Source organism: Streptococcus castoreus DSM 17536 (assembly GCF_000425025.1).
Lineage (GTDB): Bacteria > Bacillota > Bacilli > Lactobacillales > Streptococcaceae > Streptococcus > Streptococcus castoreus.
The window spans coordinates 65078-83041 of the sequence record NZ_AUKZ01000007.1 but is presented as its reverse complement, the minus strand read 5'-3'; the positions used below and the strand labels follow the sequence as shown (position 1 = coordinate 83041).

Below are 17964 nucleotides of genomic sequence, written 5' to 3'. Positions count from 1 at the left end.
AAAAAACATGTAACTTTAATAAGGATGTGACCAATGAAAAGAGTATGTAACGTATGGATCAGAACTAGCTTGATAAAAAAGATCGGGATTGGTGTTGTTGTCGGTCTCATTTTAGGACTTCTTGTTCCTAATTTTACAGGTTTGAGTCTTTTAGGAAAATTATTTGTTGGTGGCTTAAAAGCCATTGCTCCCCTTCTTGTATTTGCCTTAGTCTCTCAGGCAATATCCCATCAAAAAAAAGGTCAAGAGACCAATATGAAGCTTATTATTGCTCTTTATCTATTTGGGACTTTTGCAGCTGCTTTAGTAGCTGTTTTGACGACTTATTTATTTCCACTGTCCTTAGTCTTAAACACACCAGCTAAGACAGAATTTTCACCCCCACAAGGGGTTGGGGAAGTTTTTCAAACCCTTCTTTTAAAATTAGTTGATAACCCTATTAACGCCTTAGCGACGGCTAATTATATTGGTGTTTTGTTTTGGGCCTTAGTTTTTGGATTTGCACTGAAAGCCGCAAGCAAGGAAACCAAACACCTCATTAAGACAGCAGCAGAAGTGACTTCTCAGATTGTGGTTTGGATCATTAACTTGGCCCCCATTGGCATTATGAGTTTGGTGTTTTCGGCTATCTCTGAAAATGGAATTGGTGTTCTGTCAGACTATGCCTTTTTGATTCTTGTTTTAGTAGGTACAATGGTTTTTGTCGCTTTAGTTGTCAACCCATTAATTGCTTTTTTGGTAATGCGTCAAAATCCTTACCCACTCGTTTTTAAGTGTTTACGTGAATCTGGTGTAACGGCTTTCTTTACAAGAAGTTCAGCTGCCAATATTCCAGTTAATATGCAACTATGTAAGAATCTTGGACTAAGTAAAGAAACTTATTCTGTTTCCATTCCACTTGGTGCAACGATTAATATGGGTGGTGCAGCTATTACAATTAACGTGCTAACCCTTGCTGCTGTCAATACCTTTGGTATTCCGGTTGATTTTTTAACCGCCCTTTTATTGAGTCTTATTGCAGCAGTGTCTGCTTGTGGGGCCTCAGGAGTTGCGGGAGGTTCCTTATTGCTCATTCCAGTTGCTTGTAGCCTATTTGGAATTTCTAATGACCTTGCTATGCAGGTTGTTGGGGTTGGATTTATTGTTGGTGTCATTCAAGATTCTTGTGAAACAGCTTTAAACTCATCAACAGATGTTCTCTTTACGGCGATCGCAGAAAAAGCTTTTTGGAAACAAGAAAAAGCCTAGAGCATTTTTCACTTGATAGCATTCCTAGCAATTCATAAAATGAACTCCTTAGACCTACATCTAAGGAGTTTTGGATTATTTCAGATAGCCTAGATAGTCGAATTTCTCAAAGGTATGGTCATTTGCGATAGCGACAATAATTGTATTGGCTTCAAGTGGTTCAAAAGGTTGCACGTTGGTATCCAAGGTTTTAACATTTTTTTGGCGCATGCCAATAATATTTAACTCGTATTTACGACGGACATCAAGTTCAGAAAGGGATTGACCTTCCCAACTTTTTGGAATGACAAATTCAATCATGGAAATGCCATGCTCCAGATAAATAATACTTTCGATGTGACGTCTTAGTAAATTTGAAGCAACGCGCTTCCCAGAATCACGTTCAGGAGTGATGACTTTGGTGGCTCCAATACCATAGAGAACTTCTTCAAAAATTTTATTTTTTGCCTTGGCAATAATGGTTGGAACGCCCAGTTTTTTACAGTGCATAACAGCAAGAACAGATGATTCCAAGTTATTACCAGAAGCAATAACAACCGTATCACAATGTTCAATACCAATAGCTAACAAGAATTCTTTGTCGGTAATATCACCGACGGCTGCTTTAGTGACCAAGTCAGCCACTTCTTTCACGTGACTTTCTCTAATATCAATAGCAATGACATCTTGATCGAAGTTACTTAATTCCCTAGCGACAGTGCGACCAAAAATACCTAGACCAAGAACCCCGACAGTTTTACGTTTTAACATGATTACTCCTTAACCCACTAGAATATCAGTAGTGGCATATTGAATGGTTTTTTCTTTTCGTTGAATTAAGCTAATGAGAACAGTGATTGGACCAACCCGACCAACAAACATGAGAACAATAATAATGAGACGTCCCGCTGTTGATAATTGTGGGGTTAAATCCATGGAAACCCCGACAGTTGCAATGGCTGAGATAGATTCGAACAGAAGTGGAATTGGTGCAATATTGGGTTCAACGCTAAGAAGTAGAATATATCCTATCATGAGAACTGCAAAAAAGAAAATAAGGACAGTCATGGTTTGCTTGATGGTTTTATTAGCGATAATGCGGTTACGGAAAGTTACTTCTGACTGACCAGATAACTCTGCCTTAAATAGTAAGAAAGTAATAGCAGCAGTTGTTACTTTAATACCGCCGGCAGTGCCGCCAGGTGCACCACCAATCATCATCTGAATCATAAAGAGAATGTTGGTAGGTGCCATTGTGTCATTATAAGAAATTGTTGCAAAGCCCGCTGTTCTCATGGTTACTGTTTGAAAGAAAGAAATCATTAGTTGTTGAGGGAAATGATAATTGGCAATCGTTTTGGCATTATCTTTCTCTAAAAACCAAGCTAAAAAGGTTCCAAGGACAAGAATGACTAACGTTGTTTGTAGAACTAGGCGTGATTGATTAGAGAGTTTGCGGAAGGTAGCTCCATAACAGTGCGGTCTTTCAAAAAAGAATTTCTTAAAAGATAGCCCTAAATCAACCCAAACGGAAAAACCAAGTCCTCCTGAAATAATCAAAAAGGTGATAATAAAATTAAGCGTTGGGTTTAAGACAAATGCTTTCAGACTAGCCGAACCTAAATTATCAAAACCAGCATTACAAAAAGCAGACACCGCTAAAAAAATACTATTAAAAATACCGTTTTTCCAGCCAAAGCGAGGAATAAAGTCAGTCATAATAATAAGAGCGGCAAACATTTCAAGTCCAAAAGTGACTTTATAGGCAAAGAAAAGGTAATGCTTTAGATCTTTGCTGTCACCACGGTTTAAGGCGGATTGGAGTAGGGTTTGGTCACTTAATCGCATTTTACGCTTGAGAGCAAAGGTGCTTATGGCAATCAATGTGACTAAACCAAGCCCTCCGATTTGCATTAGCATCATTGCAATGGTTTGCCCAATACCGTTGTAGACATCAGCAACTGGCACCACAGAAAGCCCTGTCACACAAACCATGGAAACGACATTAAAGAAATGGTCAAGATAGACTGTCTCAGGACCGTTTTGATAATGGGTAAAAGGCATGGATAACAAGAGGGTCCCAATCAGAATAACAATAGCAAAACTAAAGGTTAAGCGCTGTGTGACTGAAAGAGATTTGATAAAAGAGCGTTTCATGTTTCCTCCATAATAATATCTCATATTATCATAACAAAAATAAGCTAAAAAAGCTAAGAAACTTAGCTTTTAGCTTATTATAAAGGTTTTTTATTAGGTAAGCCTGCTTTTCTAGGGAATTTATTGGCTGTTTCCTTCTTCTTTTCAACAACAGTAATATAGCGAGAATCGCCATTTGGCAGTTGGTAATGATGATTATCAATGACTTTACCAAAAAGGAGAGAAAGAGCCATTTTAGCTTCTTCTAATTCTTGATCAGCCGCTTGTGCTTTTAAAGCGATTAGCTTTCCTCCAACTTTTAAAAAAGGAATGGTTAATTCTGACAAAACTTGCATGCGAGCAACAGCCCTAGCTGTTACTACATCAAATTGCGCTCGAAATGTTTTGTTCTGCCCAAAATCTTCGGCACGTCCATGGAAAAAGGCAACCTTGTCAAGCTTCAATTCTTCTGCTAAGAGGTTTAAAAAAGTGATACGTTTATTAAGTGAGTCAATAATAGTTACTTCCAGATCTGGGAAAATAATTTTCATGGGTAGGCTGGGAAAGCCAGCCCCAGCCCCAATATCTAACAGTTTTATCGGCTCATTAGAAAGAAAGCCTTGCAAGATAGGAGCAATGGAATCATAGAAATGTTTAAGATAGACTTCATTTTCTTCAGTAATAGCCGTCAAATTAATTTTAGTGTTCCAATTTATTAGTAATTTAAAGTAGGTATCAAACTGTTCTTTTTGCTTAGGTGATAAGGGAAAACCCGCCTCTTCTAATCTGGTGTAAAACTCTTGTGGTGTCATCTGCATCCTCGATCTTTGATTATTGCTATTATTTTACCATAAAAATAGTCATAAAAAAATTGAAAGAATGGAATAGAAACAAACCCTCATTGCTTGCTATTGTCACAGAAATTGCTATAATTGAAACACAAAGATAAAAGGAGAACGCTTATGCCAACAATTTTAATTATCTTAGCCGTTTTAGGGGTAATTGCTCTTTGGGTAATGATAAGTTACAATAGCCTGATTAAATTCCGAATGCATACAAAAGAAGCTTGGAGTCAAATTGATGTGCAGTTGAAACGCCGTAATGACTTAATTCCAAACCTTATTGAGACCGTAAAAGGATATGCTAACTACGAGCAAAAAACATTTGAGAAAATTACAGATTTGCGTGCGCGTGTTGCGAATGCATCAACCCCTCAAGAAACGATTGCCGCTTCTAATGAATTGAGTAAGCAAGTGACTAATTTGTTTGCAGTTGCTGAAAATTATCCAGATTTAAAAGCTAATGAAAACTTCTTGAAACTTCAAGAAGAATTGACCAATACCGAAAATAAAATTTCGTACTCTCGTCAATTATACAATTCAACAACATCTAACTACAATTTACAGCTTGAATCTTTCCCAAGCAACATTGTTGCTAAGCTATTTGGATTTAAACCAAGTGAATTCTTGCAAACACCAGAAGCTGAAAAAGAGGTTCCAAAAGTAGAATTTAACTTTTAAGTTAGAATAAAAACATAAAATAGGAGAAAGAGGGCATATGCTCTACCAACAGATTTCACAAAATAAGCAAAGAACAGTTATTTTATTGGTCGTCTTCTTTATACTTTTAGCTCTCATTGGTTCAGCAGCAGGTTACTTACTGGCTGATAATTATGTGATGGGGCTTGTCTTTGCTTTGATTATTGGTGCGATTTATGCTTTTAGCATGATTTTTCAATCGACAAGCCTTGTTATGAGTATGAATAATGCTAGAGAAATAACGGAAACAGAAGCCCCAGATTTTTTTCACATTGTTGAAGATATGGCAATGGTAGCACAAATTCCCATGCCAAGAGTCTTTATCATTGAAGACGATTCTTTAAATGCTTTTGCTACAGGCTCTAGCCCTCAAAATGCAGCTGTTGCAGCTACGACAGGTTTACTTAATACCATGAATCGTGAAGAATTAGAGGGTGTTATTGGTCATGAGGTGAGTCATATTCGTAATTATGATATTCGTATTTCTACCATTGCGGTTGCCTTAGCTAGTGCTGTTACCATGATTTCGAGCATTGGTGGGCGCTTACTTTGGTATGGAGGTGGTTCTAGAAGACGAGATGACGACCGTAATGATAGTGGCTTAGGTGTTGTTGTCTTGCTCCTATCAATCTTGTCCTTGATTCTAGCACCATTGGCTGCTAGTTTAGTCCAGTTGGCTATTTCCCGTCAAAGAGAATTTTTAGCCGACGCTAGCTCAGTTGAATTGACTAGAAATCCTCAAGGAATGATTAGAGCGCTTGAAAAGTTGGATGGTTCCCGACCCATGAAACAGCGTGTTGATGATGCTAGTGCAGCTTTATACATTAACGAGCCTAGAAAGAAAGAACAACGGCTAAGTTCTCTATTTAGTACCCATCCTCCTATTGCAGATAGAATTGAACGATTAAAACAGATGTGAGCGCTTGAGATCAGCTCGAGTCTCACATTTTCTTTATCTTTTCGCTTTTTAATATTTGGAAAATATAATATTTATAAGGAGAAATGATGCCAGGTTTGACATGTTTAGCGATAAGTTGATTATGGTAAGATGCCAAACGAAGTCAAAAACAATGTGACATTGGGGTGTTATATCAGATGTTTAAAATTAAAAAATGTAAGGAAAATGTCATAAAACTATTAGCAAATACTTGATATAATAGTAAAAATGGATTAGAATTTTATTAGGAGAAAATTATGCTACGCATTTCGGAAATCAGAAAATGCCCTGAGGGTATTTCTTTTGACCAAGCATGTGACGTTAAGAAGAAATTGTTTGAGCGTGATCCACAGATTCTTGACTTAGAAAATGTTAGGGTTGTTGGAAATATTCAATACGATACCGGTCTTTATGTGTTAACCTATCAGTTAAGTTATGATTTGACCTTACCTTCAAGCCGTTCGTTAGAAGCTGTCACGATTAGTGAATCACAGATAATAGAAGAACTTTTCATTGAACCGTCTGATTTAGCAAGCCATCAGAATATGATTGATGATAATTTGGTCTTGGTTTTGAGAGATGATAAGATTGATCTTGAAGAAAGTATCGTGGATAATATTTTGCTAGCCATTCCTTTACAGGTACTGACAGATGAGGAAAAAAAGGCTTCGCAAGAGTTACCAGCGGGTCAGGATTGGGCAGTGTTAACAGAGGAGCAATACCAGGTTCTTAAAGAAGAAAAACAAAAAGAGAATACTCCTTTTGCAAGCTTACAGGAATTATTTGACGACGAAAGTTAAATATTAAAGATGTCTGTAATTTTTATTTGAAAAAAGAATTATTCTTTGATATACTCTTTAAAGAATGTGGTTAATCGTCTATTTTAGCCGTTTGTTGGCGGTAGAGGGGATGAAAAAACGTTGGTGAGTTAAAGTTTTCTTTGCTCATCAGGTGATTATTACGGGTATTGAAACTCAAATAGGACAAAAATTTAGATAGACCTTGTGCATCACTTTTTGGGAGAGAAGGAGTCGACATGAGGATAAGAGGTGATGTCAATGACAAAGAAAATTTTAATTATTGAAGACGAAAAGAACCTTGCACGGTTTGTTTCACTTGAATTGCAACACGAGGGGTATGAAGTAACTGTTGAAGTTAACGGTCGTGAAGGTTTAGAGGCAGCTCTAGAAAAGGAATTTGATTTAATTCTTCTCGATCTCATGCTCCCAGAAATGGATGGTTTTGAAGTAACACGTCGTTTGCAGACGGAAAAGACAACTTACATTATGATGATGACAGCGCGTGATTCTATCATGGATGTTGTTGCTGGCTTGGATCGCGGTGCAGATGATTATATTGTTAAGCCATTTGCGATTGAAGAATTACTGGCACGTATTCGTGCAATCTTCCGCCGACAAGATATTGAGTCTGAGAAAAAAACTCCAAGCCAAGGTATCTATCGTGATTTGGTTTTAAATCCACAAAATCGTTCTGTTAATCGTGGAGATGATGAAATTTCATTAACCAAACGCGAGTACGACTTGCTTAGTATTTTAATGACAAATATGAATCGTGTGATGACCCGAGAAGAGTTATTATCAAATGTTTGGAAATATGATGAAGCGGTTGAGACAAATGTTGTTGATGTTTATATTCGTTACCTTCGTGGCAAAATTGATCTTCCTGGTAAAGAATCTTATATTCAGACGGTTCGTGGGATGGGATACGTTATTCGTGAGAAATAATTAACATGGTAAATCAGAAACAGAAAATATATAAAAAATCGTTACCAAAACGTTTATCAAATATCTTTTTTGTTCTCTTTTTCTGCATTTTTTCCGCTTTCACACTGATTGCCTATAGTTCAACAAATTATTTCTTGTTGAAAAAAGAAAGACAGTCAGTCCTTCAAGCTGTAAATATTGTTAGAGTTCGTCTCTCTGAGGTGGACTCTAATTTTACGTTAGAGAACTTAGCAGAGGTTTTATATAAAAACGATAAAACACACTTGAGAATAGATGATAGAAACGGCAGTCGGATTATCAGAAGTGAACGTGATATTACCAATACGCTAGATGCTAATCAGGATATTTATGTCTACAATGTTGACAAACAAATGATTTTTACCACAGATAATGAAGAAGCATCTCCCGGATTGAAAGGTCCTATTGGTAAGATCTATCATGATTGTATTGAGGATCAGTATCGTGGCTTTTCGATGACTCAAAAGGTTTATTCCAGACGTACGGGCAAATTTGTTGGATATGTTCAAGTTTTTCATGATTTAGGAAATTACTATGGCATCAGAGCTCGTTTGCTTTTTGGGTTGTTGGTCATGGAATTGTTTGGGACTAGTCTAGCTTATTTGATTATTTTAATCTCAACACGTCGTTTCTTGAAACCGTTGAATAACCTTCATGATGTTATGCGTAATATTTCAGAAAATCCGGACAATCTGAATCTTCGATCAGATATTTCTTCGGGAGATGAAATTGAGGAATTGTCTGTTATTTTTGATAATATGTTGGATAAGGTAGAGACTCATACTAAACTTCAATCACGTTTCATTAGTGATGTTAGTCATGAATTACGAACACCAGTTGCCATTATTAAAGGACATGTTGGTCTTTTGCAGCGCTGGGGAAAAGATGATAGTGCTATTCTTGAAGAAAGTTTAACTGCGACAGCACACGAGGCTGATCGTATGGCGATTATGATTAATGATATGTTAGACATGATTCGTGTACAAGGTTCTTTTGAGGGGCACCAAAATGACACAACTGTTTTGGAAAATTCTATTGAATCAGTTATTGGTAATTTTAGGGTTTTAAGAGAGGATTTTGAATTTACATGCCATTTTGACAATCAAGAGACATTGGCTCGTATTTATAAAAATCACTTTGAGCAAGCCCTAATGATTTTAATTGACAATGCGGTGAAATATTCTAGAAGAGAAAAGAAAATTTCTATTGAACTAAGGGTTCATGCGGAGCATGAAGCTGTTGTTAGGGTTAGAGATAGAGGTGAAGGGATTTCCGAAGAAGATATTGAGCATATCTTTGAACGTTTCTATCGAACAGACAAATCACGTAATCGTACGAGCACACAAGCTGGTTTAGGAATCGGTCTATCTATTCTCAAGCAAATTGTAGATGGCTATCACCTGCGTATGGAGGTTGAAAGCAAATTGAACGAGGGATCTGTCTTTATCTTGCATATCCCACTAGCAACTCCTCGAGATCATGAATAGCTGATTATGGATTATTAGACCAATAAAACGAGACATTATTGGTTTTTCGTTTATGAAGAGTGTTAACAGTTTCTTTGCGAAAATGTATTAAATTGTTGTTTGAACATTTTAAAAAAGTAGCCTAAGGTTAATCTCCACATCAATCCCTAAAGATAATGTTTATTTATGATTAATTAAGAAAAATGAGTCTAAAATCGGTCTGTTATTTGTGCTAAAAGAAGTTATGGACCTTTAGGGAGGTTGGAAAATGCATGTAACCCATTTTTAGTTACATGCATTTTTGTTTTATATGTACAATATGAATGAGTATGGATGTCAAATGTAGGAAAGATTTTCGATAAGAAAATAATATTTTTTGCATTTCAATATTCAGATGTTTCAAAACGAATGATTGTTTTCATCTGTGCTATAAATCGGAAATAACGGCTTGCTGTGTCTGTTGTGATTAGTATTGACGCCAAACGCATGTAGAAAAAATTATCATGATTTTTCTGAAAAGGGGGATTATGTTCTGAAATGCAGAAAAACCGTTTTGCTTTTTCAGAAAGCATCGTTTTCTGGTTAAACTTTCAGGAAGAAAACTATTTTGGCAATTTTATATATTCATAATTAAATGACAATTTAAACTGGCAATAGCTTTTTGTTGTTTCATTATTTTTTCAATAAAAAATTTTCTTCGTGCGTTTATCATGGATTAGTATTGACGTATTCTTTTGTTATCCTTTAAATTATGGTACAATAGAGTACTGGATTAATTTGATAGAATTGGGGTGTTTGCGTGCGTTGTCCGAAATGTAGTTATCATAAATCAAGTGTTGTTGACAGTAGACAAGCCGAGGATGGAAATACCATCCGTCGCCGTAGAGAATGCGAAGAATGCCATGCCCGTTTTACGACGTTTGAACGTGTGGAGGCTCTCCCGCTGCTAGTGATAAAAAAAGATGGAACACGAGAACAATTTTCTAGAGATAAGATTCTAAATGGAGTGATTCAAAGTGCTCAGAAACGGCCTGTTTCGAGCACAGATATTGAAAATTTGATTTCTCGTATTGAGCAGAAAGTCCGCACAGCTTATGAAAATGAAGTTTCAAGTACCGTTATTGGAAACTTGGTGATGGATGAATTGGCAGAACTAGATGAAATTACCTACGTTCGTTTTGCGAGTGTTTATAAAAGTTTCAAAGATGTTGATGAAATTGAAGAACTCTTGCAACAAATTACTAATCGTGTGCGAGGAAAAAAGAAGAGTAATTTAAATGATGAAACCCATTGATGACTTTTTTTATGTTAAGCATAACAAGGTTCCCTACGATTCAACGAGCCTGATACAACTTTATTTTCCGATTGTTGGAAGTGATGCTGTTGCTGTTTACCAATACCTGATTCATTTTTTTGATGATGGTTCTAAAAGCCATAAGTTTAGTGATGTTTTGAATCATTTGCAATTCGGCATGAAACGATTTGAGGAAGCTCTTGTGATGCTAACAGCCATGGATCTTTTGGCTTTGTATCAGTTACCAGATGCTTACTTAATTAAATTACATCAGCCTTTGGGGAATGAAGCCTTTTTGAATCATCCGGTTTATTCTAGGTTATTGGCACAAAAAATTGGTGACTTAGCTGTTTCTGACTTGCAAGTGACGATTCCAAGTCAAGCGAGAAACATTTCTAAAAAGTTTTCCGATATTTTTGGCTTAGAGACTTCCAATCTTAGTTCGCTTCAGCAGCCTAAGAAATCTTTTGATTTAGACAGTTTTCAACGGTTGATGACCCGTGATGGCTTGCGATTTGAAAACAGTCAAAAAGATGTGATAAGCCTTTACAGCATTGCAGAACAGCATGATATGAATTGGTTTGATACTTATCAGTTGGCAAAAGCTACGGCAGTTAATGGAAAGATTCAGCCGCAGAGAATGCTAATCAAGAAAAATCAAGCCACTCAGATGACTGTTAAAGGGTCATTTTCGCAATCTGAGCAGGTTATTTTACGAGAGGCAAAACAAGACAGTGCCCTTGTTTTCTTAGAAAAAATTAAAAAAGCCAGACAGGCAAGTGTGACCAAAGATGAAAGGGAGCTATTGGGAACCCTTGCCAAGATGAATTTTCTTGATGATGTCATTAATGTTATGGTTCTTTACACGTTCAATAAAACCAAGTCTGCCAATTTGCAAAAAAGTTATGTCATGAAAATTGCTAATGATTTTTCTTACCAGAAAGTATTGACTGCTGAAGAGGCAATTTTAAAAATGCGTTCTTTTGTTGAGCGCAAGGCATCAAATCAATCAAAGGTTAAACAAACACCCCAGACAAATATTCCTAAATGGAGCAATCCCGATTATCAAGAAACAACAAGTCAAGAAGAGCAGGCTAAACTTGATCAGTTTAAACAAGCCGCTTTAAAAAGATTGGAAAACCTAAGAAAGGGCGGTGACTAGATGGAGAAGATTGGAAAAGCAATGAAACCACTAGAACCAAGCAGTCGTATTGATAGTGACCAGTTAATCCAGACTATTCTAGAGGATACAGAGGTGGCAGAATTCATCAGACAGCATCAGCTGTCACAGGATGAAATTGATTTAAGTCTGTCTAAGTTTAATCAGTTTTTGGTAGAAAGGCAGAAATTTCAAACGGGCGACCAGTCCTACATTGCTAAGGGGTATCAGCCTATTCTTGCTATGAATGAAGGCTATGCGGATGTGTCTTACTTAGAAACCAAAGCATTGGTTGAGGCCCAAAAACAGGCGGCTATTTCAGAGCGTATTCAGTTAGTGAGTTTGCCAAAATCCTATCGTCACATTCACTTGTCAGATATTGATGTCAATAATGCTAGTCGTATGGCGGCTTTTTCGGCTATTTTAGATTTTGTTGAGCAATACCCGTCGTCTGAGCAAAAAGGCTTGTATTTATACGGAGATATGGGTATTGGCAAATCTTATTTGTTGGCTGCGATGGCACATGAATTGTCAGAGAAAAAAGGCGTGTCAACTACTCTCTTGCATTTTCCAAGCTTTGCTATTGATGTGAAAAATGCCATCTCAAATGGATCGGTTAAGGAAGAGATTGATGCCGTTAAGCATGTGCCGGTTTTAATTTTAGACGATATTGGGGCGGAGCAAGCCACATCATGGGTTCGTGATGAAGTTTTACAGGCAATTTTGCAATACCGAATGTTGGAAAATTTACCAACTTTCTTTACCTCTAATTATAGCTTTGCTGATCTGGAACGGAAATGGGCGACCATTAAGGGCAATGACGAAACCTGGCAGGCGAAACGAGTCATGGAGCGTGTGCGTTATTTAGCAAGAGAGTTTCATTTAGAAGGGGTTAATCGTCGTTAAGATTGGCACCTAAAAGAAAAACAAGATTTGTTGTGAGACAAAGAAAAGGAGAATCATGGTTTTACCTACCGTTGCCATCGTGGGCCGTCCAAATGTTGGCAAGTCCACGTTATTTAATCGAATTGCAGGAGAGCGTATTTCAATTGTCGAAGATGTTGAAGGGGTTACCCGAGATCGTATTTACGCTACCGGAGAATGGCTGAATCGCCAGTTTTCATTAATTGATACTGGGGGAATTGATGATGTTGAAGCACCATTTATGGAGCAAATCAAACACCAAGCTCAAATTGCCATGGAAGAAGCCGATGTCATTGTCTTTGTGGTTTCTGGAAAAGAGGGAGTGACAGACGCAGATGAATATGTGTCAAAAATCCTTTATCGCACGAACAAACCAGTTATTTTGGCTGTTAATAAGGTTGATAATCCAGAGATGCGTAATGACATTTATGATTTTTATTCCCTTGGTCTAGGGGAACCGTACCCTGTATCATCTGTTCACGGTATTGGTACAGGCGATGTTTTGGATGCGATTATTGAAAACTTACCAGTTAAGGAAGTTGAGGAAAATGATGCCATTATTCGCTTTAGTTTGATTGGTCGACCAAATGTTGGGAAATCGAGTCTGATCAATGCGATTTTAGGGGAAGATCGTGTGATTGCTAGCCCTGTTTCGGGAACAACTCGTGATGCTATTGATACACATTTTACCGATGCTGATGGTCAAGAATTTACCATGATTGATACTGCTGGAATGCGCAAATCTGGTAAAATCTATGAAAATACCGAAAAATATTCTGTCATGCGTGCCATGCGTGCCATTGATCGCTCTGATGTTGTTTTGATGGTCATTAATGCTGAAGAAGGTATTCGCGAGTACGATAAACGAATTGCTGGTTTTGCCCATGAAGCTGGTAAAGGGCTGATTATTGTGGTTAATAAATGGGATGCCATTGAAAAGGATAATCACACCGTTACCCAATGGGAGGCCGATATTCGTGATCAATTTCAATTCTTGGCTTATGCCCCAATTATTTTTGTGTCTGCTCTAACCAAACAACGTCTTAACAAATTACCCAATTTGATCAAGCGTATCAGTGAAAGTCAAAATAAACGTATCCCATCAGCTGTTTTGAATGATGTGATTATGGATGCTATTGCCATCAATCCGACACCCACAGATAAGGGCAAACGGTTGAAAATTTTCTATGCCACACAAGTTGCAGTAAAACCACCAACATTTGTCGTTTTTGTCAATGAAGAAGAACTGATGCACTTCTCATACCTACGTTTTTTAGAAAATCAAATTCGTGCAGCCTTTACCTTTGAAGGGACTCCGATTCATTTAATTGCTCGAAAACGTAAGTAAATAAAAGAAAATTATCCGTCTTGTCGCCGATGAGTTCTCTTTTTTCGCCAGTTCAATCAATAAGTTATAAAAACTAAGGAGACAATTATGGGAAAAAGAAAAGTGACCGTATCCGTTTTTTATTGTTACCTTTTTATGTTGGTTTGGTGTATTTTATTCAAATTTGACTTAGCTTCTTCTTGGCAATTTGGGCGGTTTTCCCACATTAATTGGATTCCGTATTCTGAGCCACTAATGATTAATCATCAAATCGTTCCCTTTGAAATGATTTTTAATGTGTTACTCTTTGTTCCGTTTGGGTTGTACTTGAAAATACTGGATCCAAGCCGGACAACTTTTCGTGTTTTAAGCTATGGTATTCTCACTAGCTTTTTATTAGAAGCTTTACAGTTTTTAACAGGAGTTGGAATGGCAGATATTACGGATATTATTCATAATGGTCTTGGAACCCTTGTTGGACTGGTATTTTATGCCTTTTTGAAGAAATGCTATAATCATACCTTTGTAGGGGTCATTAATGGTTTTGGAGTGACGATATTATTAATTGGTTTTGCTTTTGCAGTTATGATGAATACTTTAATATGAATCTTAGAATCAGAAGTCGTGATCAAAAATCATGGCTTTTTATCGTGATGAAACGGATTTTCAAGAAGTATGCGACAAACACATGAAGAAAAAATTATCATGATTTTTCTGAAAAGGAGGATTATGTTCTGAAATGCAGAAAAACTCTTTGACTTTACAGAAAGCATCGTTTTCTAGTTAACATTTTAGGAAGAAAACTATTTTGGCAATTTTATATATTCATAATTGAATGACAATTTAAACTTGCAATAGCTGTTTGCTGTTTTCATTGTTTTTTCAATAAAAGATTTTCTTCGTGCGTTTGTCGTGTCAAGAAGTGTCTTTTTACAAGAAATCCCACTTGAAATTTGATATAATAAAGGGATAAGCAAAGAGGTGGGAAAGTTATGGCTAGATTAATTCCAGGACGTGTTCGCAATGAAGGTATAGGGCTTTACGAGCAAGGTTTAGTCAAAATAATCAATGACAAAGACGACGGGCTTCTTCGGGCGAAAGTGGAGACATATTTGGTTCAATATGGGGCTGATGATGCCGATGTCGTTTGCCAATGTGATTTTTTTAAAGTTAAGCAATATTGCAATCATATTGCTGCGCTAGAGTATTTTTTGAAGAATAATCAAGAAGGCAAAACGTTTTCAGAACAGTTGACTAGTCAAACTGAGAGTAAGAAAGAAACGAAAAAGATGACTTCTTTTGGGAGTCTTTTTTTGGATAGCTTGGCTATGAATGAGGATGATTCTGTGAAATATCGTCTCTCTGCTTTAGGTAGTCGTAGTCCCTTTTCATCAGATTATTGGTGGAGTTTAAAAATTAATCGTTTGCCAGATGACCGTTCTTACGTGATCCGTGATATTAAAAGTTTTTTGCAGCTGGTTAAAAAAGAAGGATTTTATCAGATTGGTAAAAACTATTTTGAGCAACTTTCAATTTTGCAATTTGACCAAGAAAGTCAGGATTTCATTTATTTTCTTTGGCGTCTAACTCCGGATTCTGATAAATGGGACCACGAGTATATTTTTCCTAATCATGCCAGGCATTTACGCTTATCAAGCGGTTTTTTTGAAGAGGGAATTTCCCTCATGTCTGCCTTATATGATTTTGGTTTTGAGGGTCCTTCTCAAACTTACCGTTGTCTTTTTATCCGTCCTTTTGATGCAGAGTCAGGGCTTTATGATTTTAAGGTTGAGGTACACCGTAAGTTTATCGAATTGCAAATTTTTGAAAAAAACATGCAGTACCTTTTTGATAATGAGTACCTTCTTTATCAAGACACATTTTACCATCTGTCTTTAAAACAACGAAAAATGGTTCAAGCGATTCGTGGTTTGCCAATAGGGGCAGATTTGGTCAAACATATCCATTTTGATTTGGATGATCAGGCAAAATTAGCAAGTAGTTTATTAGAATTCAAGGAAATTGGTCAGGTTAAGGCTCCTAAAAGTTTTATTATTAGAGATTTTGAGGTAACTTTTCAGTTTGATGTGACTGGTCAAAAAGATATTAGTTGTCAACTAGTTTTTGATTATGGGAATTGTCAAGTCCGTCATAAGGCTAGCTTAGGACAGCTCCCTTTTGCAAGCAACTACAAAAAAGAAGAAAAAATTTACCGTTCGTTAAAGCTTTTTGGTTTTGCACAGCAATTTTACTCTCAAAGAAATTTTAGTCGCTCTCAAGATTTATATGCTTTTTTCACAGAGATGATCCCGTATTTTAAGCGTTTAGGGACTGTTCAATTAAGTCAAGCAGTGGAAGCATTAAGATTTAAAGAAACGCCTCGGATTGCTATCGAACGAAACGGCGGTCTTTTAGATATTTCTTTTGATTTTTCAACAGTTTTTGAAAATGATATTGACGATGCTCTGGCCGCTCTTTTTCAGAATAATCCTTACTTTGTGAATCAATCTGGTAAACTGGTTGTTTTTGACGACGAGACTCAAAAGATTAGTCGCAGTTTGCAAGAATTAAGAGCTAAACAATTAAAAAATGGTCATATGCAATTAGATGGCATTACTGCCTTGCAGGTGTCACAGTTGTTTTCAGAGATGCCTTCAGTCCATTTCTCAGAAGATTTGGAAGAATTAGTGCATTATTTGCAGCATCCAGAAAATTTTGCATTGACCGATCCTTTAGCCGTTCAAGCACACATTCGCGATTATCAAATCCAAGGAATTAAGTGGCTGTCCATGCTTGATCACTACGGTTTTGGTGGTGTTTTAGCCGACGATATGGGGCTTGGGAAAACCCTTCAAACCATTGCATTTTTATCAAGTAAACTGACAAGAGAAAGTAAGGTGCTTATCTTATCGCCATCTAGTTTAATTTATAATTGGTTGGATGAATTCCACAAGTTTACCCCAAGGTTAGATGTTGTGGTTTCTTACGGACTCAAGGAGGTTCGAGACTGTATTATTCAAGAGGAGCATCAAGTTACAATTACAAGTTATTCCTCATTTAGACAAGATTTTGATATTTATCAGACTTTTCATTATGATTACGTGATTTTAGACGAAGCGCAAGTGATTAAGAATGCTCAGACAAAAATTGCGCAATGTTTGCGTGCTTTTAATGCCACAAATTGTTTTGCACTTTCTGGAACGCCAATTGAAAATAAACTGCTTGAAATTTGGTCCATTTTCCAAATTGTGTTACCGGGACTTTTACCAAAGAAAAAAGAGTTTTTGAAAATGGATGCCAGACAAGTTTCACGTTACATCAAACCCTTTATTATGCGTCGCAAAAAAGAAGATGTTCTACCGGAACTACCTGACTTGATTGAAGTAAATTATTCTAATGAGATGACAGATAGTCAAAAAGCAATTTACTTGGCTCAATTAAGGCAGATGCAAGAACAAATTAAATCTGCTAGTGATGCTGACATTAACCGCCGCAAAATTGAAATTCTATCAGGGATTACACGTTTGAGACAGATCTGTGATAGTCCAAGCCTTTTTATGGATTATAAAGGAGACAGTGGGAAGTTAGAGAGTTTGAGAACCTTGCTCTTGCAAATGAAAGAAAGTGGTCACCGAGCGTTGATCTTTTCTCAATTTCGGAAAATGTTGGATTTGGCTAGGCAAGAGATGGAGACACTAGGATTAACAGCTTACCAGATAACAGGGTCGACCCCTGCCAACGAACGTCAAGAAATGACTCGAGCTTTTAATAATGGTTCTAAGGATGCTTTTTTGATTTCTCTAAAAGCAGGAGGAGTTGGTCTCAATTTAACCGGAGCTGATACCGTGGTTCTGATTGATTTGTGGTGGAATCCTGCGGTTGAGATGCAAGCTATCAGCCGTGCCCATCGTATTGGTCAAAAAGAAAATGTGGAAGTCTACCGTTTAATCACTAGGTGGACTATCGAAGAAAAAATTTTGGAACTTCAAGAAAGTAAGCGCCATTTGGTGACAACTGTCCTAGACGGCAATGAAAGTCGAGCAAGTCTGTCAATTGAAGAAATTAAAGTCATTTTAGGTTTAGCGCCTTAGGCAGTCAGCTTCTTTTTTGAAGCTGATTTTTTATGCATTATTACGTAACATTGACACAATGTATTTAAACGAAGCAGTCATTAGGAAGTTTTTGTCAGCTTT

The 17964-nt window shown here is 36.9% G+C and carries 15 protein-coding genes; 12 read left to right on the top strand and 3 right to left on the bottom strand.

What is annotated here, in order from left to right:
• The first annotated feature begins 33 nt into the window (after nt 1-33).
• The gene (gene sstT / locus H346_RS0103430) at nt 34-1248 is read left to right on the top strand and encodes a serine/threonine transporter SstT (RefSeq protein WP_027969854.1); all 1215 of its coding nucleotides are present in this window, start codon (nt 34-36) and stop codon (nt 1246-1248) included.
• A 75-nt stretch (nt 1249-1323) separates the two neighbouring features.
• Here the strand turns inward: sstT and ktrA are convergent, their stop codons facing one another.
• From ktrA to rsmG, 3 genes are all read right to left on the bottom strand, one after another.
• Nucleotides 1324-1998 carry a potassium uptake transporter gating subunit KtrA gene (gene ktrA, locus H346_RS0103425; RefSeq protein ID WP_027969853.1) on the bottom strand — a complete coding sequence of 225 codons (675 nt, stop codon included), beginning with the start codon at nt 1996-1998 and terminating at the stop codon, nt 1324-1326.
• 9 nt (nt 1999-2007) lie between these two features.
• Complete coding sequence (ktrB, locus tag H346_RS0103420) at nt 2008-3384, bottom strand: potassium uptake transporter channel subunit KtrB (RefSeq protein WP_027969852.1); 1377 nt, start codon at nt 3382-3384, stop codon at nt 2008-2010.
• A 77-nt stretch (nt 3385-3461) separates the two neighbouring features.
• On the bottom strand, nt 3462-4175 hold the full coding sequence (rsmG, locus tag H346_RS0103415; RefSeq protein ID WP_027969851.1) for a 16S rRNA (guanine(527)-N(7))-methyltransferase RsmG: 714 nt from the start codon (nt 4173-4175) through the stop codon (nt 3462-3464).
• A gap of 150 nt (nt 4176-4325) precedes the next feature.
• Here rsmG and H346_RS0103410 point away from each other — a divergent pair, with 150 nt between their 5' ends.
• The 11 genes from H346_RS0103410 (at nt 4326) to H346_RS0103360 (ending at nt 17862) form a co-directional block, all read left to right on the top strand.
• Entirely contained in the window at nt 4326-4883 is a 558-nt protein-coding gene (locus tag H346_RS0103410) for a LemA family protein (protein ID WP_027969850.1), read from the top strand.
• Nucleotides 4884-4920: 37 nt separating this feature from the next.
• Nucleotides 4921-5820, top strand: a complete 900-nt coding sequence (htpX, locus tag H346_RS0103405; RefSeq protein ID WP_027969849.1) for a zinc metalloprotease HtpX — start codon at nt 4921-4923, stop codon at nt 5818-5820.
• A 275-nt stretch (nt 5821-6095) separates the two neighbouring features.
• On the top strand, nt 6096-6638 hold the full coding sequence (locus tag H346_RS0103400; RefSeq protein ID WP_027969848.1) for a YceD family protein: 543 nt from the start codon (nt 6096-6098) through the stop codon (nt 6636-6638).
• Between the two features lie 258 nt (nt 6639-6896).
• Entirely contained in the window at nt 6897-7583 is a 687-nt protein-coding gene (covR, locus tag H346_RS0103395; protein WP_027969847.1) for a two-component system response regulator CovR/CsrR, read from the top strand.
• Nucleotides 7584-7588: 5 nt separating this feature from the next.
• On the top strand, nt 7589-9088 hold the full coding sequence (locus H346_RS0103390; RefSeq protein WP_027969846.1) for a HAMP domain-containing sensor histidine kinase: 1500 nt from the start codon (nt 7589-7591) through the stop codon (nt 9086-9088).
• 778 nt (nt 9089-9866) lie between these two features.
• Nucleotides 9867-10361, top strand: a complete 495-nt coding sequence (gene nrdR / locus H346_RS0103385; RefSeq protein WP_027969845.1) for a transcriptional regulator NrdR — start codon at nt 9867-9869, stop codon at nt 10359-10361.
• Nucleotides 10345-11523, top strand: coding sequence for a DnaD domain protein (locus tag H346_RS0103380; protein ID WP_027969844.1), 1179 nt, complete (start codon nt 10345-10347; stop codon nt 11521-11523). Before nrdR ends, H346_RS0103380 begins: the two co-directional genes overlap by 17 nt.
• A complete protein-coding gene (gene dnaI, locus H346_RS0103375; RefSeq protein WP_027969843.1) occupies nt 11524-12426 on the top strand; it encodes a primosomal protein DnaI in 903 nt (300 codons plus the stop codon).
• A 55-nt stretch (nt 12427-12481) separates the two neighbouring features.
• Entirely contained in the window at nt 12482-13792 is a 1311-nt protein-coding gene (der, locus tag H346_RS0103370) for a ribosome biogenesis GTPase Der (protein ID WP_027969842.1), read from the top strand.
• Nucleotides 13793-13879: 87 nt separating this feature from the next.
• Complete coding sequence (locus tag H346_RS09615) at nt 13880-14377, top strand: VanZ family protein (RefSeq protein ID WP_051188347.1); 498 nt, start codon at nt 13880-13882, stop codon at nt 14375-14377.
• 386 nt (nt 14378-14763) lie between these two features.
• Nucleotides 14764-17862, top strand: a complete 3099-nt coding sequence (locus tag H346_RS0103360) for a pilus expression-regulating Snf2 family helicase (protein WP_027969841.1) — start codon at nt 14764-14766, stop codon at nt 17860-17862.
• Nucleotides 17863-17964 lie beyond the last annotated feature (102 nt).